This is a genomic window from Streptomyces scabiei 87.22 (genome assembly GCF_000091305.1).
In the GTDB taxonomy this organism is placed as follows: Bacteria; Actinomycetota; Actinomycetes; order Streptomycetales; family Streptomycetaceae; genus Streptomyces; species Streptomyces scabiei.
Genome location: NC_013929.1, coordinates 526,038 through 541,910 on the forward strand (window position 1 = coordinate 526,038; position 15,873 = coordinate 541,910).

A 15,873-nucleotide genomic window follows, 5' to 3' on the forward strand; every position below is an offset into this window, starting at 1 on the left:
ACTTGAGGCTATGCGACCCCAGGGGGAAGGCCGTGGACACCGTCGCACGGCGACGGCTCGTCCGGGATGCCGAGGGGGCTGACGCCCCATTCCTCGGCGATGGCCATCACATGCCTCTCGGACGGCATGTCGGCGAGCCAGTCGTCCCACGCCGCCTCGTCCCAGGCGTCCATCCCCTCCTCCCGCCCCCTGATGCCGACGCCGAGCCGGTGCTCGATCCCGGTCGGCTCACCGATGCACAGGGGCATGTCACCGTCGTAGCTGTAGGCACGCACGACGCGGCCGGCCTCCACGCGCGCCCAGGCATGGCTCTCGACGATGCGGTCGGTGCGGAAGTACTGGAAGTCACCCAGCAGCGAGCCGAGCGATCCGAGCCAGGCCTGCAGGGACGGCCCGTTGTCCCGCAGTCCCGCCGCGAGGTGGACCCGGCCGTGGGCCAGTGTCCAGCCGTCCACGGGAGAGGCCACGAAGACGCCCCGCCGGTAGGCGGTCTCCGTCCCGGTCGCCCAGTCCATCGGCACGCGCGTGTGCAGGCCGAGCGCGTCGGCCACCTCCCGGTCGTCCCGGCCGGGCACGGCCAGCCAGGACGTCTTGTAACCGATTCCCACGGTGCTCCCCTCCCCCGCCCCCTCGCGTACGCGCATACTGCCGCACGCGAGGGAGGGGCCGGGAAGCACGGTCACCGGATGCGGTGGGTCCTCCAGAAGGGGCCGAGGTCCTTGTCCGTCGCCGCCTGCGCGGCCTTCTTGAAGGCGGCCGTGGTGGAGAGGCCGTACCAGTGGTCCGCGGCGTACCGCTTGAGCATCCGGGCCATGGTGCCGGCGCCGAGCGTGCGTTCCAGGTCGGCCAGGGCGCAGGATCCGGCCGTGTAGACGAGGTGGTACTCGCCGCGGTGCCGGGACCAGTAGGCCATGGAGTTGGTCAGTGCGGTGCTGTCGTCCGGCCAGTCCACCTCCGACCAGCAGTCACGGGTCTCCCACCCGTAGAAGCGGGCGTTGGCGTACTGGGCGAAGCTCTCGTCCAGCCACGGCGAGGCGTACTCGTCGTTGCCGACGATGCCGTACCACCACTGGTGCGCCACCTCGTGGACGACGGCGCCGCCCTCCTCGGTGGTGCCGACCAGGACCAGGCCCGGGTACTCCATGCCGCCGCCGAACCGGCTGGTCATCACCAGGTCGATCTCACCGTACGGGTAGCGACCGAACTCCTTGCCGAAGCGGTCGATCGAGGCGACGGCGTCCGCGCGGTTGACCCGCACCCCCGCGGCAGGCGTGTCGGCCGCCCAGTACGACTTCACGCGCACGCCCCCGGGGGTGGTCTGCGTCGCCGTGCGGAACGGTCCCGCGGCCCAGGCGAAGTCCCGTACGCGGTGCGCGACGCTCAGTGTGACGGTGCGGCCGTGGCCGGCGGGCTGCGTCCGGGTGCGGCCGGTGGCGGGGACCTTCAGGGCCGACGGATGGTCGAGGCGGACCCGGAAGTCGCTCACCAGCGCGTGGAAACTCTCACCGAGGGCCACGTACGGGTCGAGGTGCCAGCCGCGCGCGTCGTGGACGGCGAGCACGGGCAGGGCGTTGCCGAGGAAGCGGTGGGCGCCGTCGCGGCCGAAACGGTCGGTGCGGTCGGGCACGGTGACGGAGACGTCGAAGGCGACGGTCGTCCGCTCGCCGTGCGCGAGGGGCCTGGGCAGGGCGATGCGCAGGGCCGTGCACCGTACGGTGAGCCGGTCCGGCCTGCCGCCCCGGACCTTCGACACGGTGACGGGGGACGGCGCGCCCGGCTTGCCGCATCCGTCCTGGCCGTTGCCCCACAGCCGTAGGTAGACCTCGCGCAGCGGGTGACGGGACGCGTTGCGGAACGACACCTTCTGGCGTCCCTTCCAGTGGCTGCCGTCGGCGTCGGCCCGCAGGGACACGTCGTACCGCGCGCGATCCGGTGTCGCGGTCCCGGGCGTCGCCGCACCGGCCGCCGCGTTCGCCCGGTGCGCGCCGGGGCCGGCCACGACGAGCTGGACGACCAGTGCGAGCAGTACGAACACCACACCTGCGGGACGGCGAACCGATCCGGGCCATGACATCACTGAAAGCGGCATGCCATCGGATCCTGCCACAACTGGGGCAGCACAGCAGGGAGTTGACCACCGTTTCGGGCGGAACGTGTGCGTCCGGGGTACGGTCCGCCCGTCAGGGGGCGAACGGGTTCCGGTCCCGCGGCTCGTCCCCCGCTCGCGGAGCGCCGCCGTCCCCTCGCGCCCGTTCCGCGACGGCCGGGTCGGCGGAGTCCGAGACCAGCTCCGCGATGCGCAGGGTGCACTCCCACTCCGTCAGCTTGCCTTTGATCACCACCAGATAGGACTCCTGGTCGGCGAAGCGGTACACCTGGCGCCGCTTCTCCACGAGGTGTTTGCTCGGCACATACGTGTGGACGGCGGCGCGCAGTGCCTCGAGCGCCTGTTCCTTCGACGTCTTTCCCCGCCAGACGAATTCGGTCCTGTACATCTCGCTGTGGCCGTACTGCGCGACCACGGCCCAGTTGCCCATGTCCACTCCCCCTCGCATTGGTGCCAGTCAGCCACAGCTCGGCCACCCGAGCAAGGGAGTCAGGCCGTCGTGATCGCCTCGGCCCGGGACAGGGCCACGTCGAGCACGACGAGCAGGGCGTCGCGGACCGAGCCCGTCCGGCGGGCGTCGAAGACGGTCAGGGGGACGTGTTCGGCGATGTCCAGGGCCCACCGCACCTCGTCCAGGTCGTGTACGACCTCCCCGTCGAACGCGTTGACGGCGACGGCGAAGGGGATGCCCTTGTGCTCGAAGTAGTCCACGGCCGCGTAACAGTCGTCCAGGCGCCGGGTGTCGACGATGACCAGGGCGCCGACGGCGCCGTCGACGATGTCGTCCCACATGAAACCGAAGCGGTCCTGGCCCGGTGTGCCGAACAGGTACAGCTTGAGGGTCGGGTCGAGGGTGATGCAGCCGAAGTCCATCGCCACGGTCGTGGTGGTCTTCTCCGGGGTGTGCGTGAGGTCGTCCACGCCCGCGGCGACCTCGGTGATCGCGGCTTCCGTGGTGAGGGGGCGTATCTCGGAGATCGAGCCCACCGTGGTGGTCTTGCCGACCCCGAAGCCGCCGGCGACGACCAGCTTGACCGGCAGCGGCGGCTGTTCAACCGCTGTCGCGGAGTGTGCCCCGTGAGTCGGGGACGGCACGGAGACCATTGATAACCCTTCGCAGTACGGAGATGTCCTGGCCGATCCTGGCGTGCGGTACGTAGATCGCCAGGTGCCCCGCGGCACACAGGTCCTCGGCGAGCACGCGGACCACGTTGAGGTGCAGTCGCAGGCGGGCGGCCAGTTCCGCGACCGACTGCGGGCGTCGGCAGGCGGCGACGATGTCATGGTGTTCGAAGGCGAGCCGGCCCAGCAGGGACAGCCCGGCCGCCGTCGCGACGATCTGGGTCTCGATCGGGAGCGGCGCTGCCGGGCCCGCCCCCGACACCCGGCCGGCGGTCAGCAGGAACGGCCGGACCACGGGGGCGCGACCGACCGGGTCCCCCATGGTCTGCCGGGCTCCTGCCGCTGTCTCGTGTGGTTCTCGCCCACCATCGGCCATGACGACCTCCTGCCTCGCGGGATGGGTCAGCCGGCCACGGGGGAGCCGACGCTGTTCTTCAGCTCCATCACCAGTTGCGGGGTGAGCGCGGCTCCGGCGCGGTTGGCGAAGAGGGTCATCTCGTAGGCGATGTTGCCCAGTTTGGCTTCCTTCGAGGCGACCACTCCGAGGACCGCGCCGTTGCCGATGGCGGAGACCAGGACGTGGCCTCCCTCCAGGTCGATGATGACCTTGTTGAGCCCGCCCAGGCCGTAGTTGCCGGAGACGCCGGCGGCGAGGCTCGTGACGCCGGAGACGATCGCGGCGAGCCGCTCGGAGTCGGCCCGTTCACGGAGCTGGGAGACCGCGATGAGCAGGCCGTCGGAGGACACCGCGATGGCGTCGACGACACCGGCGGTCTCCGTGGCGAAACGGTCGAGCAGCCAGGTGAAGTCGGCGGCCGCGGTGCGCAGGTCGGTGGGCTTCGTCTCTTCGGGGGTGCTGTCATCTGCCGACGTGGTCACTGCCCGTCTCCTTCTGGCCTTCTGGGGTTTTCGCGTGTCGCGGTCGTGCGGGCTGGGTTCGGGGGCTCGCCACCGAGGTGTGCGGCGCTGTCCTGTGCGGCACCGCCTCTTACGGCGCTGTCTCGTACGGCGCTGTCTCGTACGGCGCTGTCTCGTACGGCGCTGTCTCGTACGGCGCTGTCTTGTTCGGCTCTGCGGACGGCGGCTTCGAACTCGTCCAGTTCCGCGCGGACGGCTTCCGCGTCCGCGGGTTGCCGCACCGTCGGGACGGTCCGTTCGGCCGCCGTGGCGGTGAGCGTGGCGCCCCGGACTCGTCGGCGCAGCGGCCGGGCGGTCGTGGGAGGCGAGGCGGTGTCGGGGGCCTCGGCCCGTGCCGTGCGGGCACGGAGCGGGACGCGGCGCGGCAGTTCACCTTCCGGCGACGGGGCCACGGGCCGCCGTTCGAGAGCCGTGGCGGTGGCGGTGGCGGCCGAGGGTGGCGCGGCGGTGTGCGGTGCGAACTCCCGTGTGGTCCGGCCCCGGCCCGCGGCGGGCGGCGCGGCGTCGACGGGGCTCATCGCCAGCAGGAGCGCGGCGGGGATCAGCACGGTGCTGGTGACGCCGCCGCCCGGAGTGCGGCTCAGGGTCACCCGTAGGTCGAGGTGGCGGGCGAGGCTGCCGACCACGAAGAGGCCGAGCACCTTGGTCGGTACGAGGTCGAGGCGTTCGCGGCGGACGAGCCGGGCGTTCTCCTCGGCGAGACGCTCCGCGCTCATACCGAGGCCGTGGTCGATGATCTCGACCAGCGCGCCGCCGTCCCTGGTGACGTCGGTGCCGGGCCGGACGACCACCTCGACGGGGGAGTCGGACGGGGAGAACGCGACCGCGTTCTCCATCAGTTCGGCCAGCAGCAGGGTCAGGTCACCGGTGATGTCGGGTCCGACGGTGATGTCCGTCTCGGAGCGCAGGGACACCCGCTGGTAGCCCTCGATCCGGCCGAGGCCCGAACGGATGACGTCGGCCAGGGTGATCGGCCGCGCCTCGACGTCGGTCTCCCGAATGCCCGCGAGCAGCATCAGGCTGTCGGCGTTGCGCTGGAGGCGTACGGCGATGTGGTCGATGCGGTAGAGCCGGTCCAGGAGGTCGGGGTCGGTCTCCTCGCGCTCCACGGCGTCGATCAGCAGCAGTTGCCGTGTGGTCAGGTTGCTGACCCTGCGGCCGACGTTGCCGAACATCTCGGCGATGTTGCGGCGGCTCAGCACCTGCCGCTCCAGGAGGGCGGCGGCGGTGTCCTGCACCCGGTTGAACGCCTCAGCCAGTTCACCGATCTCGTCGCGCACCGGCACGGGTATGGGCCGGGGGCTGAAGGGCGTGGTGTCGGCGAGTTCGTCGTCGGCGACCCGGGCGAGCTCCTCGTCGGCGGCTTCGACCACCTGCCGGGCGGAGCCGGTCAGGGCCACCAGGGGGCGGACGACCGAGCGGCGGACCAGGACGCAGAAGGCCAGCCACACGGCGAATCCGAGGAGGGCCACGCCGAGCAGGATCCACGCCTTGCGCAGGGCGTCGGCGGAGGCCGCGTCGGCCTGTGCGGCGGTCTCGTCGATCAGTGTCCGGGTGATGGCGAGGCGCGTCTCGGCCTGCCGCTCACCGGCGGAGATCTTCGCGCGCAGTTCCCGCGGGGACTGCGACTGCAGGGCCGACGGGTCGATCTGGAGTTCCGCGAACTGGGAGGTGATGTCGTTCTGTTCGGCGCCGCGCTCGATGCCCGCCATGCGGAGGACCTGGGCCGGGGCGGCCATGCGGCCGAAGCGGTCGGACTGGTGGACGAAGAGTTCGTGGGCGCCGGCCGCGCGCGTGTACTCGGTGAGGGCGTTGGCGTCACGTGTCTGGGCGGAGAACACGGCGCTCTCGAAGGCCGCGTGGGCGGCGTCGGCGCGCAGGATCGCGTCCAGCAGGCTGGTGACCGAGGACGCCGAGGATGTCGAGTTCACGGAGAAGCGGTCGAGCCCGATGCCGTCGATCAGGTAACCGACCGCCGCCGCGTAGGCCGGGTCGATGTTGGCGGCGGGGACGTAGTCGCGGCCGAGCTTCTCCCGCAGGACGTCCAGGCCGGTGATGTAGCCGAGCGCCTGCTTCTCCGCGGCCGGCAGGCTCGCCCCGAAGGCGGCCCGCACGGCGCCGACCTGCGCGTCGGTGGCCTGTTGCGCCTCGCGGTAGGCGGCGGTCGGCGGCCGGGCGGCTCCGGGGCGGGCCGCCTCGTACTGCACGGACAGCAGCAGCGCCAGCCGGTGTTCGGCCTGCACGTCGTTGATGAGTTTCGTGACCTGCTCGCTGTCGCGGACGAGTTCGGCGATGCGGCCGGCGTCACGGGCCTGTTCCATCTGGCCGCCGACTCCGACGGCGAGCAGCACACCGACGACGGCCACGGGCGCGACGACCAGGACGTTGAGCTTGCGCCGGAACGGCCACCGGGCCAGTACGGAGCCCGTCTTCCGGCGGAAGGGAGAAGTCCGGTCCCTGTGTCCGGGCGGCCGCTCCACGGTGTTGGCGGGCACGCTGGTCTCCTTGGGTGTGTGCTGCTCGGCGGTCAAGTCGCTGGTACCGCCGGACCGTCGACGACCGGGGAACCGGCCAGGCGCTCTCGCGACGGGCAGTCGGGCGTGAGCGACCGGACGCATGACGCGGGTACAAATCACGTCACGTGTCCGGATCTCGTCGGCCGGAGACTATCGCTTTTGTGATCGGCTTGAGCCTGTACGTAACCAATACGTGATTACAAATTGTTCACGCATGCCTACCGAACGGTGTCCTCGTCGTGGATGACCGCGCCGGAGCCCTGCTACATTCCCACCCCGACAGCCTCCCCGGCCACAGTCCGGGGACACTGTCGTGACCGCTGCGCATCCGGCCACGGGCCGGCTCGGTCTCCTCCCCCACCCCGAACCCGTACTCCCTCACGCCCACTTGAGGAGACCTCGTGCACTCCACCCGCAAGGCGACCGCGGCAGCCGTCGCGCTCCTGGCCGTGGCCACCGCCGCCACCGGCTGCGAGAGCGGCACCGCCGCTCCCGCGGCCGCCACCGCTTCCCGGGAACCCGGCTGCCCCGCCGTCCTCGCCAAGGCGAAGCGGGCCGTCAAGGAGGCCGAGGACGTCAACGCCCCCTGGAGCGGCCCGACCAGAGGACCCGCGGCCGTCCCCTCCAGGACCATCGTCTACGTGGCACAGACCATGACCAATCCCGGCGTCTCCGGCGTCGCCAAGGGCGTCGAGGAAGCGGCCAGGATCATCGGCTGGGACGTCCGCACCATCGACGGCCGGGGCACCCCGGCCGGCATCCGCAACGCCTTCACCGAAGCAATCGCCCTCAAGCCCTCGGGCATCGTCGTCGGCGGCTTCGACCCCGCTTCCGTGTCCCGGCAGGTGGAACAGGCCGACGCCGCGGGCATACCCCTCATCGGCTGGCACGCCACCGCCGCTCCCGGCCCCAGCAAGGACCCGAAGCTCTTCACCAACATCACCACCGACGTGGCGGACGTGGCGAGGATCAGCGCCGACTGGATCATCGCCCGGTCGGGCGGCCGTGCGGGCGTGGTGGTGTTCACCGACGCCTCCATACCGTTCGCCAAGCGGAAGTCGGAGCTGATCAAGAAGGAACTGGCCACCTGCCCCGACGTCGACCTGCTGAGCTACGAGGACATCCCCATCCCCCAGGCGAACACGGGCACCGTCGAGCGGGTCTCCGCCCTGCGCACCCGATTCGGCGACCGGTGGACCTACTCCGCGGCCATCAATGACCTGTACTTCGACCACGCCGCGCCCGCCCTGCGCGCCGCCGGCCGGAAGGGAGACGGCGCACCCTTCAACATCGGCGCCGGCGACGGCGACCCGTCGGCCTTCCAGCGGATCAACGGCAAGCAGTACCAGTCCGCCACCGTGCCCGAACCGCTGTCCGAACAGGGGTGGCAGATCATCGACGAGTTCAACCGCGCCTTCACCGACGAACCGGCCAGCACCTATGTCGCCCCCGTCCACATCACCACCGCCACCAACAGCGGCGGCGCCCTGTCCTGGGACTCCGAGGGCTACCGCCGGGCGTACCGCAAGATCTGGGGGCGGTAGACACCGTCGGGCGGGGTGGCAGCCAAGTGCGCCCGGCCCTCCCATGAACGTGCAGGTCGGGTGCGTACTTCTGCTCGGACCTGCCTCGGCGGCACCGTCAGACGGCGAGTTCCTGACCGTCCATGAGCTGCCGGATCGCGGACAGCACGCCTTCCAGGGCGCCGGGTTCCGAAGCGAGCGCGGACAGGGAGACGGACGGCCAGGCGTTGTACTCCTTCTCCGGCAGCGCGCGCAGCCGCTCCGCCAGTTCGGGAACGGGCGGCAGCGACGCCGCGAAGGCCGCCGCCCGTTCGCGGCCGAGGTGGTGGCTGATCGATCCGAAGGCGAAGGAAAGGTCGTCCTTCGCCGGGCCGTCCTGCAACGACAGGGACCAGACCGGCACCTGTCGCCCGGAGACGGCATAGTAGGCGGACATGCTCCGGTACTTGGCCGTACCGCCCTCCCACCGGCCCCACTCCGCCGCGTGATCGAGCAGCGCGGTGGCGATCCGCCGTACGTCCGGATCGGGGCGGGAGCCGATCGCCTCGTCCATGTCGGCCCGTGTGGTCCGCTGCGTGGTGCGGCGGCCCGACGGTGACTTCGCCGCTGTGGCCACCTCTCCGTGCACACGCGGCACGAGGACGCGCAGGTCCTTCGCTCCGCGGTACTGGGTCAGCTCCACCGCGTAGACATCGGTCTGCCGCATCTGCCGGTTCAGGAACTCCACGATGGCCCGCAGCTCCAGCGGAATCCGGTCGGCGACGAACAGCAGCCGCATCTGCCCGGCGGCCAGCCGCTCCTCCACCGTCGTCCAGAACTCGTCCGGGGAACGCTCCCCGAGGAGTTCCCCGTACGCCTCCGCCGGCGGTCGTCCGTCCAGGGCGCACGTCTCCTCGAAGGAGCGCCGCAGCAGTGCCGCCGGCCAGTAACGGGCCGCGTTGGCCGCGTAGTCCAGCATCTGCCCGACGACCTCACGCCGGATGCGGGTGTCCGTGGCCCGCTTGACCTCCACCAGGGTCGGCACACCGTCGGCGTCGACGAAGAGATGGTCCAGCCAGTATGCCGCCCCGCACTCCGCCGTGGTCGCGACCCCCATCTCCCGGGCCACGAGCGTCAGCCGCAGCGGCCGGCCGTCGGCCAGCGAACCGAAATCCAGCACCCGAGGGTGGCGAGCGAGCAGCTCCTGGAACTCCTGTTCCGTCTCGAACCCGGCGAGCTCCAGCGCCTGCAGCTCCTCCCCCAGGACGAACACCGGCTGATCGGACATCGGCTCCCCACCCTCCGGCCGCCCCGCAGCGGACGTCAACGGCACTGCGCGCAGCAAGACTTGTCAGGATGACTTGTGCGGAGTGCTTTCCCGGAGGATACCGAGGGCGCGGATACGGCGGGTGCGGATACGGCGGGGCGTTCACCGCCGTGGTCACCCGTCCAGGCCCTGCCAGCACGGCCGCCCCGGCCGCCGCCCGGGCATCGGCCCTACCAGCGGATGCCCTGCACCGACGACACGACGTATCCGAGGACCGCGGCGACCACCATGCCGCCCATCAGCTTCAGCATGTCCTGGCGGATCTCGGGCCCCTTCCAGGCCATCGCCCCCAGGCCCAGGAAACTGACGACGATCAGCACGAGCATCCACTGCAGCCCGGACATCGGCCCTCCCCCGTGAGTCGCCGATGGTCGGCGCCCCCTTTGCGCAGGTTCCTGCGCCGCTGCCCGCTCGTCAACGCCGTTGGGGGGGCGTACGGGGGTGAGCGGGCACGCCGCTGCCGCAGGGCGCCGGACGCGGACCGGCCCCACGTAACCTCTCCCCATGCCGGACTCCCGCCTGCGCCGCGTCGCCGTCCTCGTGCTCGAAGGGGCGAAGCCGCTCGATGTCGGCATTCCCGCGCAGGTCTTCACGACCCGCGCGAGCATGCCGTACGAGGTGCGGGTCTGCGGGGCGGCACCCGGGCTCGTGACCGGCGGCGACGGCCTCGCCTACTTCGTCGAGCACGGCCTCGACGCGCTCGTCTGGGCCGACGTCGTCTTCGTGCCCGGCTACCGGTTCCCGGACCGTGAGGACCCGCCGCGGGCCGTCGTAGACGCGTTGATCGCCGCCCATGACCGGGGCGCGCGGCTCGCCGCCATCTCGACGGGCGCCTTCGCCCTCGCCGCCACCGGGCTGCTCGACGGCAGACGCGCCACCACGCACTGGCACTACGCACGGGCACTCGCGCGCAGGCATCCGCTCGTCCGGGTCGACGAGAACGTGCTCTTCGTCGACGAGGGCAGCGTGCTCACCTCGGCCGGTGCCGCCTCCGGCATCGACCTGTGCCTGCACATCCTGCGCGGCGACCTCGGCGTGGCCGCGTCCAACCACGCGGCCCGCCGGCTGGTCGCGGCCCCCTACCGTAGCGGCGGCCAGGCCCAGTACGTACCGCGCAGCGTCCCCGAGCCGCTGGGCGAGCGGTTCGCCGCCACCCGCGAGTGGGCACTGCACCGGCTCGGCGAACCCCTCACCCTCGACACCCTGGCGCGGCAGGCCGGGGTGTCGCCGCGCACGTTCTCCCGGCGCTTCGTCGAGGAGACCGGCTACACGCCGATGCAGTGGGTGATGCGCGCCCGCATCGACCTCTCCCGCGAACTGCTGGAGCGCTCCGAGCGTGGCGTCGAACAGATCGCCGCCGACGTCGGTCTCGGCACCGGCGCCAACCTCCGCCTGCATTTCCAGCGCATCCTGGGCACCACGCCGAGCGAGTACCGGCGCACGTTCACCCGCGGCACATGACCGTGGCGCGATCCTTGTGAACCGTGGCGATCTCGCCACTGGCAGCGGCCGGAGCCGCGGGCGAGCCTGGTGGGGCGAAGGGAAGGGACACCACTCATGACTCGCATCGCCATCAACGGATTCGGCCGCATCGGGCGCAATGTGCTGCGCGCACTGCTGGAGCGCGACAGCGCCCTGGAGATCGTCGCCGTCAACGACCTCACCGAGCCCGCGACTCTCGCCCGGCTGCTCGCCTACGACTCCACGGCCGGCCGCCTCGGACGGCCGGTGACCGTCGACGGCAACACCCTCGTCGTGGACGGGCGTCGGATCACCGTGCTGGCGGAGCGTGAACCTGCGCAGCTGCCCTGGGCCGAACTCGGCGTCGACATCGTCCTGGAGGCCACCGGCCGTTTCACCTCGGCCAAGGCCGCCCGGGCCCACCTCGACGCGGGCGCGCGCAAGGTGCTCGTCAGCGCGCCGTCGGACGGCGCCGACGTCACGCTCGCCTTCGGCGTCAACACCGACGCCTACGACCCGGACCTGCACACGGTCGTCTCGAACGCCTCCTGCACCACCAACGCGCTCGCGCCACTGGCCCAGGTGCTCGACGAACTCGCCGGCATCGAGCACGGGTTCATGACGACGGTGCACGCCTACACCCAGGAGCAGAACCTCCAGGACGGCCCGCACCGCGACGCCCGTCGCGCCCGCGCCGCCGGCGTCAACATCGTGCCGACCACGACCGGCGCCGCCAAGGCGATCGGCCTGGTGCTGCCGAACCTCGACGGCAAGCTGTCGGGCGACTCGATCCGCGTGCCGGTGCCGGTGGGCTCGATCGTCGAACTCAACACGACCGTCGCCCGGGACGTGACGCGCGAGGAGGTACTGGCGGCCTACCGCGCCGCTGCGGAGGGCCCGCTCGCCGGCATCCTGGAGTACTCGGACGACCCGCTCGTGTCGTCCGACATCACGGGCAACCCCGCCTCGTCGATCTTCGACTCGGACCTCACCCGCGTCGACGGCCGCCACGTCAAGGTCGTCGCCTGGTACGACAACGAGTGGGGTTTCTCGAACCGGGTGATCGACACCCTGGAGTTCCTCACCACCGGCTGACCGGCCGCCGGGCCCGCCCCCGCCTCCGGCGACCGCGCCGGAGGCTCACCAGGTGTGTGCCACGTCCACCACGAGGCGACCGTCCAACTGCTGTACCCGGAAGGGCAGTCGGGCACGCAGGCCGAGGCCGAACTGCGACTGGCCCTCGAAGGAACTGGCGAACTTCGCGTCCCGGAACGTGCGGTAGCCGGTGAGGTTGAGGCCCGGCAGGGGCTGTCCGGCCTGTCCGGGGTAGGTGGGCGCGCCGGAGTCGTAGGCGGGGGCCCTGACGATCACTTCGAGGATGGCGCCGCCGTTGATCGGGATGGGGTCGCCGGTCGGGTCCTGGATCAGTCGGTCGACGTAGTGCACGGTGTAGCCGATCTGGTCGGCGGACGCGGCCGGAACGTCGACGACGAACCGGTCGTAGCAGTCGTGGCGACCGGTCCTGGCATTCGTGATGTACTCGCCCGCCGTGTAGGACCAGTCCACCTTGTCGAGGCTGCCCCAGCCCGTCGGGCAGGCGGCCGTCGCGGCCCGCGGGGTGGCCGCCGTGGCCGCGGTCGGTATCGCCACCGCGGCCAGTGTGGCGGTCACCAGGGCCGCGGTCGTCCAGACTGTCCTGTTCGCTTTCATCCTGTGCCCCCAGATGCGTGAATGTCCGGCACCAGCAGAGACATCCGAAACGACGCGAAGGTTGCACACGCTTCTCGCGCTGCCCGGGTGCGGCGTACGGCGGAGGGACCACGCACCTCTGGACCACGTACCTCTGGACCACGCACCTCTGGACGAAAGTCGCACGGTCCTGGACCAAAGACGGATGTCGGGGCGCGGGCGGCCTCTTCTAGTGTCGGCCGGGCCGGTGACGACCCGGCATCCCCGACCGTCACGTGGAGGAATCGCATGTCCGCATCGTCCGCCCCGGCCGCGCTGCCGCGGTTACGGCACCGCTGGGCGGCCGTGACCGGCCTGCTGGTGCTGTCCCCCGTCAGTGCCGAGTACCTCATCGGCTACGGCGACAGCACGGACCGGCCGCTGGAGCTTCTGGCCGGCCTGCTCATCCTCACGCCGCTCTACGGAACGGTCGCGGTGCTCATCCGTGAGATCACCCGGCGCACCGGGCGAGGCTGGCCGACGATCCTGTTGCTGAGCACGGCCTTCGGGGTGATCCAGGCCGGTTTGATCGACCAGACCCTGTTCGACAACCAGGTCGACCCCGGTGGCCCGGACTGGGCGACCCAGCCGCTCGTCACCCTCGTCCCGGGCCTGGGCATCGACGCGGCGAGCCTGCTCAACTATGTCGGGGGGCATGTGATCTGGAGTTTCGCCGCTCCGATCGCGGTGGTCGACGCCTGTGCCCCACGCATCGCGGACCGGCGGTGGCTGGGCCCGGCCGGCATCGGTTCCCTGGTGCTGCTGTGGGCGGTGAGTGCCGGGCTGATCCACACCGACACGGCGACGGACTCCACCGCCGGCCCGGCACAGTTGACCGGCGCCGCGGTGGTCGCCGTCGCCCTGATCGTCGCCGCGTTCACCGTCCGGCCCCCGAGGACACGCTCGTCCACGCCCGCGCCGTCGTGGTGGCTGGTCGGCGGTGTGACGGGAGTCGCCTGGTGCGCCGGTCAGCTGCTGCCGGCGACCTGGACGGGGGTCACGGTGAACGTCGTCGTCATGGTCGCACTGGGCTTGCTGCTGCTGCGCTGGTCTCGCCGCCGGGGCTGGGGGCAGCGGCACGTCCTGGCCGCCGCCGGCAGCGCCCTCGTCGTCCGCGCGTCGCTGTCGTTCCTGGTCGAGCCGCTCGGCGACCACGTGGATCTCGCGACGAAGTACGCGGTGAACGCGGCGATGCTCGGTGGTGTCACCGTCCTTCTGTTCCTGGCCGCCCGTCGTCTGCGCCGTCGGGAGGCGCGCACATGCTGACCGTTCGCGGGATCTCCTACCTGGTCGGCGACGCGGACGCGGCCGACGTACGACGGGACATGGAGGTCATCGCCCGGGACCTGCACTGCACCACGGTGATGGTGATCGGGGACGGTGAGCGGCTGATCGAGGCGGCCCGTACCGCCCTCGACGTCGGTCTGGGCGTCCACCTCCGGCCCCACCTCGCCGAACTGCCGCGACCGAAGCTGCTGGAACGCCTGGGGGCCGTCGCCGAGGCGGCCGAGGGACTGCGCCGGGACCATCCGGACCGGGTGACGCTCCTGGTCGGCAGCGAGTTCTCCCACACGGTGCCCGGCATCGTCCCCGGGCCCCGGTCGTTCCTGCGCCTGAAGCTCATCGTGCGCTTCCGCCGCCTCCTGCGGCGAAGGATCGCCCGGCGGCTCCACCCCCTGCTCGCCGCCGCCGCGACCACCGCGCGCAGTCGCTTCGGCGGGCCCGTCACCTACTCCGCGGCCGGCTGGGAGCCCGTGGACTGGTCCCTGTTCGACCAGGTCGGCGTCAGCCTCTACCGCTCCCGCCGCAACCGGCACGCCTACACGGACCGGCTGCGCGGCCTGGTGCGCGACCACGGCAGGCCCGTCGTCGTCACCGAGTTCGGGTGCGGCGCCTTCACCGGAGCGGACGAGCGGGGAGCCGGATCGTTCTGGATCGTCAACTGGTTCGCCACACCCCCGCGCATCCGGGGGGACCACCCGCGCGACGAGGCCGCTCAGGCCCGCTACCTGGGTGAACTCATCGACCTGTACGAGGCGGAGGGCGTGCACGGCTGCTTCGTGTTCACCTACGCCATGCCCGACTTCCCCCGTCACGACGACCCCCGTCTCGACCTCGACCGGGCCGGCTTCGGGATCGTGGCGGTGACCGACGACGGCACACGCTGCCGCAAGGAGGCGTTCCATGAGGTCGCGCGGCTTTACGGCGACCTGGCCGGGAAGGGATGACGACCGGGCGGAGGTCGGCCGGAGGTGATCCCACCGCCGCGGGGCGTGGTACCGCGGTACCGTCCGCCGCCGGCCGACGTGCGTCCCCGGTACCGGGTGTGACCCGCCGTCACGTCCTATCGTGGTAGCGGCCCGCGCGGGAACGACGTTCCGGCCCGGTGTCGCCGGGACGGCCCGAAGGTCGCGCACGAGGCCGCGTGTCCGTACGACGGCCCGCACCCCCTGAACAGGAAGACCCCACATGTCCCCCACGAAGCGCATCCTGATCATCGTCACCAGTACCGGCGAGTACGAGAAGGTCGGCTATCGCACCGGCCTCTGGCTGGGCGAGCTGACCCACTTCTACGACGTCGCCGAGGCGGCCGGCTTCGCGCTCACCATCGCGAGCATCGAGGGCGGCGCCGTACCGCTGGACCCGGAGAGCCTCGCCCACAACGTCCTCGGCGATCTCGGCACCGACAAGCGGTACGCCGACCGGGCCTTCATGGACGGACTGCGCGACGTCGTCCCCGTCACCGAGGTGGACGTCGACGACTACGACGCCATCTACCTCACCGGCGGTCACGGCGTGATGTTCGACTTCCATCAGAGCCGGGCACTGGAGACGCTCATCGCCCGGTTCCACGAGTCCGGCCGGATCGTGTCGGCGGTCTGCCACGGGCCGTGCGGTCTGCTGGACGTCACCCTGAGCGACGGCGAACCCCTGGTCAGGGGCAGGAACGTCACCGGGTTCTCCTGGCGGGAGGAGGAACTCGCGCAGCGCGCCGACGCCGTCCCCTACAGCCTGGAGGACCGGCTGAGGGAACTCGGCGCGCACTACAGCGTCGCGGCGAAGCCCTTCGACACCCATGTGGTCGAGGACGACCGACTGATCACCGGCCAGAACCCGGGCAGCGCCAGGGCGGTCGCCGAGGCGGTGGTCCGCCGGCTCGGCTGAGCGCCGGCCATCCCGGCGGATCCCGGC

At 71.6% G+C, this 15,873-nt stretch carries 16 protein-coding genes; 6 read left to right on the plus strand and 10 right to left on the minus strand.

All coding sequences use genetic code 11. The features are described 5' to 3' along the window. Positions 1-8: 8 nt before the first annotated feature. The 7 genes from SCAB_RS02140 to SCAB_RS02170 form a co-directional block, all read right to left on the minus strand. The gene (locus SCAB_RS02140; protein WP_012998401.1) at positions 9-608 is read right to left on the minus strand and encodes a hypothetical protein; all 600 of its coding nucleotides are present in this window, start codon (positions 606-608) and stop codon (positions 9-11) included. 71 nt (positions 609-679) lie between these two features. Next, positions 680-2,074 (minus strand): M1 family metallopeptidase, encoded by a 1,395-nt coding sequence (locus SCAB_RS02145; RefSeq protein ID WP_046773873.1) that lies wholly within the window; start codon positions 2,072-2,074, stop codon positions 680-682. A 106-nt stretch (positions 2,075-2,180) separates the two neighbouring features. Continuing rightward, positions 2,181-2,537 (minus strand): hypothetical protein, encoded by a 357-nt coding sequence (locus SCAB_RS02150; RefSeq protein WP_037724859.1) that lies wholly within the window; start codon positions 2,535-2,537, stop codon positions 2,181-2,183. A gap of 59 nt (positions 2,538-2,596) precedes the next feature. Continuing rightward, positions 2,597-3,211 (minus strand): GTP-binding protein, encoded by a 615-nt coding sequence (locus SCAB_RS02155; RefSeq protein ID WP_037724860.1) that lies wholly within the window; start codon positions 3,209-3,211, stop codon positions 2,597-2,599. Continuing rightward, positions 3,159-3,551 (minus strand): DUF742 domain-containing protein, encoded by a 393-nt coding sequence (locus SCAB_RS02160; protein ID WP_231884884.1) that lies wholly within the window; start codon positions 3,549-3,551, stop codon positions 3,159-3,161. The genes SCAB_RS02155 and SCAB_RS02160 overlap by 53 nt, the downstream gene beginning before the upstream one ends. A gap of 80 nt (positions 3,552-3,631) precedes the next feature. Then, on the minus strand, positions 3,632-4,108 hold the full coding sequence (locus SCAB_RS02165; protein WP_012998406.1) for a roadblock/LC7 domain-containing protein: 477 nt from the start codon (positions 4,106-4,108) through the stop codon (positions 3,632-3,634). Next, positions 4,105-6,468 (minus strand): ATP-binding protein, encoded by a 2,364-nt coding sequence (locus tag SCAB_RS02170; protein WP_231885219.1) that lies wholly within the window; start codon positions 6,466-6,468, stop codon positions 4,105-4,107. The genes SCAB_RS02165 and SCAB_RS02170 overlap by 4 nt, the downstream gene beginning before the upstream one ends. A gap of 596 nt (positions 6,469-7,064) precedes the next feature. Here SCAB_RS02170 and SCAB_RS02175 point away from each other — a divergent pair. Then, positions 7,065-8,207 (plus strand): substrate-binding domain-containing protein, encoded by a 1,143-nt coding sequence (locus SCAB_RS02175; RefSeq protein ID WP_012998408.1) that lies wholly within the window; start codon positions 7,065-7,067, stop codon positions 8,205-8,207. A gap of 97 nt (positions 8,208-8,304) precedes the next feature. Here the strand turns inward: SCAB_RS02175 and SCAB_RS02180 are convergent, their stop codons facing one another. Both SCAB_RS02180 and SCAB_RS47250 read right to left on the minus strand, forming a co-directional pair. Then, on the minus strand, positions 8,305-9,453 hold the full coding sequence (locus tag SCAB_RS02180) for a PDDEXK family nuclease (protein WP_012998409.1): 1,149 nt from the start codon (positions 9,451-9,453) through the stop codon (positions 8,305-8,307). 209 nt (positions 9,454-9,662) lie between these two features. Continuing rightward, positions 9,663-9,836: a hypothetical protein gene (locus SCAB_RS47250; protein ID WP_012998410.1), complete on the minus strand. Its 174-nt coding sequence runs from the start codon at positions 9,834-9,836 to the stop codon at positions 9,663-9,665. Positions 9,837-9,996: 160 nt separating this feature from the next. Between SCAB_RS47250 and SCAB_RS02185 the strand changes: the two genes are divergently transcribed. Both SCAB_RS02185 and gap read left to right on the plus strand, forming a co-directional pair. Beyond that, positions 9,997-10,953, plus strand: coding sequence for a GlxA family transcriptional regulator (locus SCAB_RS02185; protein WP_012998411.1), 957 nt, complete (start codon positions 9,997-9,999; stop codon positions 10,951-10,953). Positions 10,954-11,049: 96 nt separating this feature from the next. Next, on the plus strand, positions 11,050-12,048 hold the full coding sequence (gene gap / locus SCAB_RS02190; protein ID WP_012998412.1) for a type I glyceraldehyde-3-phosphate dehydrogenase: 999 nt from the start codon (positions 11,050-11,052) through the stop codon (positions 12,046-12,048). A 45-nt stretch (positions 12,049-12,093) separates the two neighbouring features. Here gap and SCAB_RS02195 read toward each other — a convergent pair whose 3' ends face one another. Beyond that, positions 12,094-12,663: an AMIN-like domain-containing (lipo)protein gene (locus SCAB_RS02195; RefSeq protein WP_012998413.1), complete on the minus strand. Its 570-nt coding sequence runs from the start codon at positions 12,661-12,663 to the stop codon at positions 12,094-12,096. Between the two features lie 267 nt (positions 12,664-12,930). Between SCAB_RS02195 and SCAB_RS02200 the strand changes: the two genes are divergently transcribed. From SCAB_RS02200 to SCAB_RS02210, 3 genes are all read left to right on the plus strand, one after another. Next, a complete protein-coding gene (locus SCAB_RS02200; RefSeq protein ID WP_012998414.1) occupies positions 12,931-13,947 on the plus strand; it encodes a hypothetical protein in 1,017 nt (338 codons plus the stop codon). Next, complete coding sequence (locus SCAB_RS02205; RefSeq protein ID WP_012998415.1) at positions 13,941-14,909, plus strand: hypothetical protein; 969 nt, start codon at positions 13,941-13,943, stop codon at positions 14,907-14,909. The genes SCAB_RS02200 and SCAB_RS02205 overlap by 7 nt, the downstream gene beginning before the upstream one ends. A gap of 241 nt (positions 14,910-15,150) precedes the next feature. Continuing rightward, positions 15,151-15,846, plus strand: a complete 696-nt coding sequence (locus SCAB_RS02210) for a type 1 glutamine amidotransferase domain-containing protein (RefSeq protein WP_012998416.1) — start codon at positions 15,151-15,153, stop codon at positions 15,844-15,846. Positions 15,847-15,873: the final 27 nt, after the last annotated feature.

Bases quoted from the DNA above. Each gene is read 5' to 3' on its own strand.
- SCAB_RS02160 (WP_231884884.1), bottom strand. From the start codon at position 3,551: ATGGGGGACCCGGTCGGTCGCGCCCCCGTGGTCCGGCCGTTCCTGCTG.
- SCAB_RS02210 (WP_012998416.1), top strand. From the start codon at position 15,151: ATGTCCCCCACGAAGCGCATCCTGATCATCGTCACCAGTACCGGCGAG.
- gap (WP_012998412.1), top strand. From the start codon at position 11,050: ATGACTCGCATCGCCATCAACGGATTCGGCCGCATCGGGCGCAATGTG.
- SCAB_RS02145 (WP_046773873.1), bottom strand. From the start codon at position 2,074: ATGTCATGGCCCGGATCGGTTCGCCGTCCCGCAGGTGTGGTGTTCGTA.
- SCAB_RS47250 (WP_012998410.1), bottom strand. From the start codon at position 9,836: ATGTCCGGGCTGCAGTGGATGCTCGTGCTGATCGTCGTCAGTTTCCTG.
- SCAB_RS02180 (WP_012998409.1), bottom strand. From the start codon at position 9,453: ATGTCCGATCAGCCGGTGTTCGTCCTGGGGGAGGAGCTGCAGGCGCTG.
- SCAB_RS02185 (WP_012998411.1), top strand. From the start codon at position 9,997: ATGCCGGACTCCCGCCTGCGCCGCGTCGCCGTCCTCGTGCTCGAAGGG.
- SCAB_RS02150 (WP_037724859.1), bottom strand. From the start codon at position 2,537: ATGGGCAACTGGGCCGTGGTCGCGCAGTACGGCCACAGCGAGATGTAC.
- SCAB_RS02200 (WP_012998414.1), top strand. From the start codon at position 12,931: ATGTCCGCATCGTCCGCCCCGGCCGCGCTGCCGCGGTTACGGCACCGC.
- SCAB_RS02205 (WP_012998415.1), top strand. From the start codon at position 13,941: ATGCTGACCGTTCGCGGGATCTCCTACCTGGTCGGCGACGCGGACGCG.
- SCAB_RS02195 (WP_012998413.1), bottom strand. From the start codon at position 12,663: ATGAAAGCGAACAGGACAGTCTGGACGACCGCGGCCCTGGTGACCGCC.
- SCAB_RS02155 (WP_037724860.1), bottom strand. From the start codon at position 3,211: ATGGTCTCCGTGCCGTCCCCGACTCACGGGGCACACTCCGCGACAGCG.
- SCAB_RS02170 (WP_231885219.1), bottom strand. From the start codon at position 6,468: ATGGAACAGGCCCGTGACGCCGGCCGCATCGCCGAACTCGTCCGCGAC.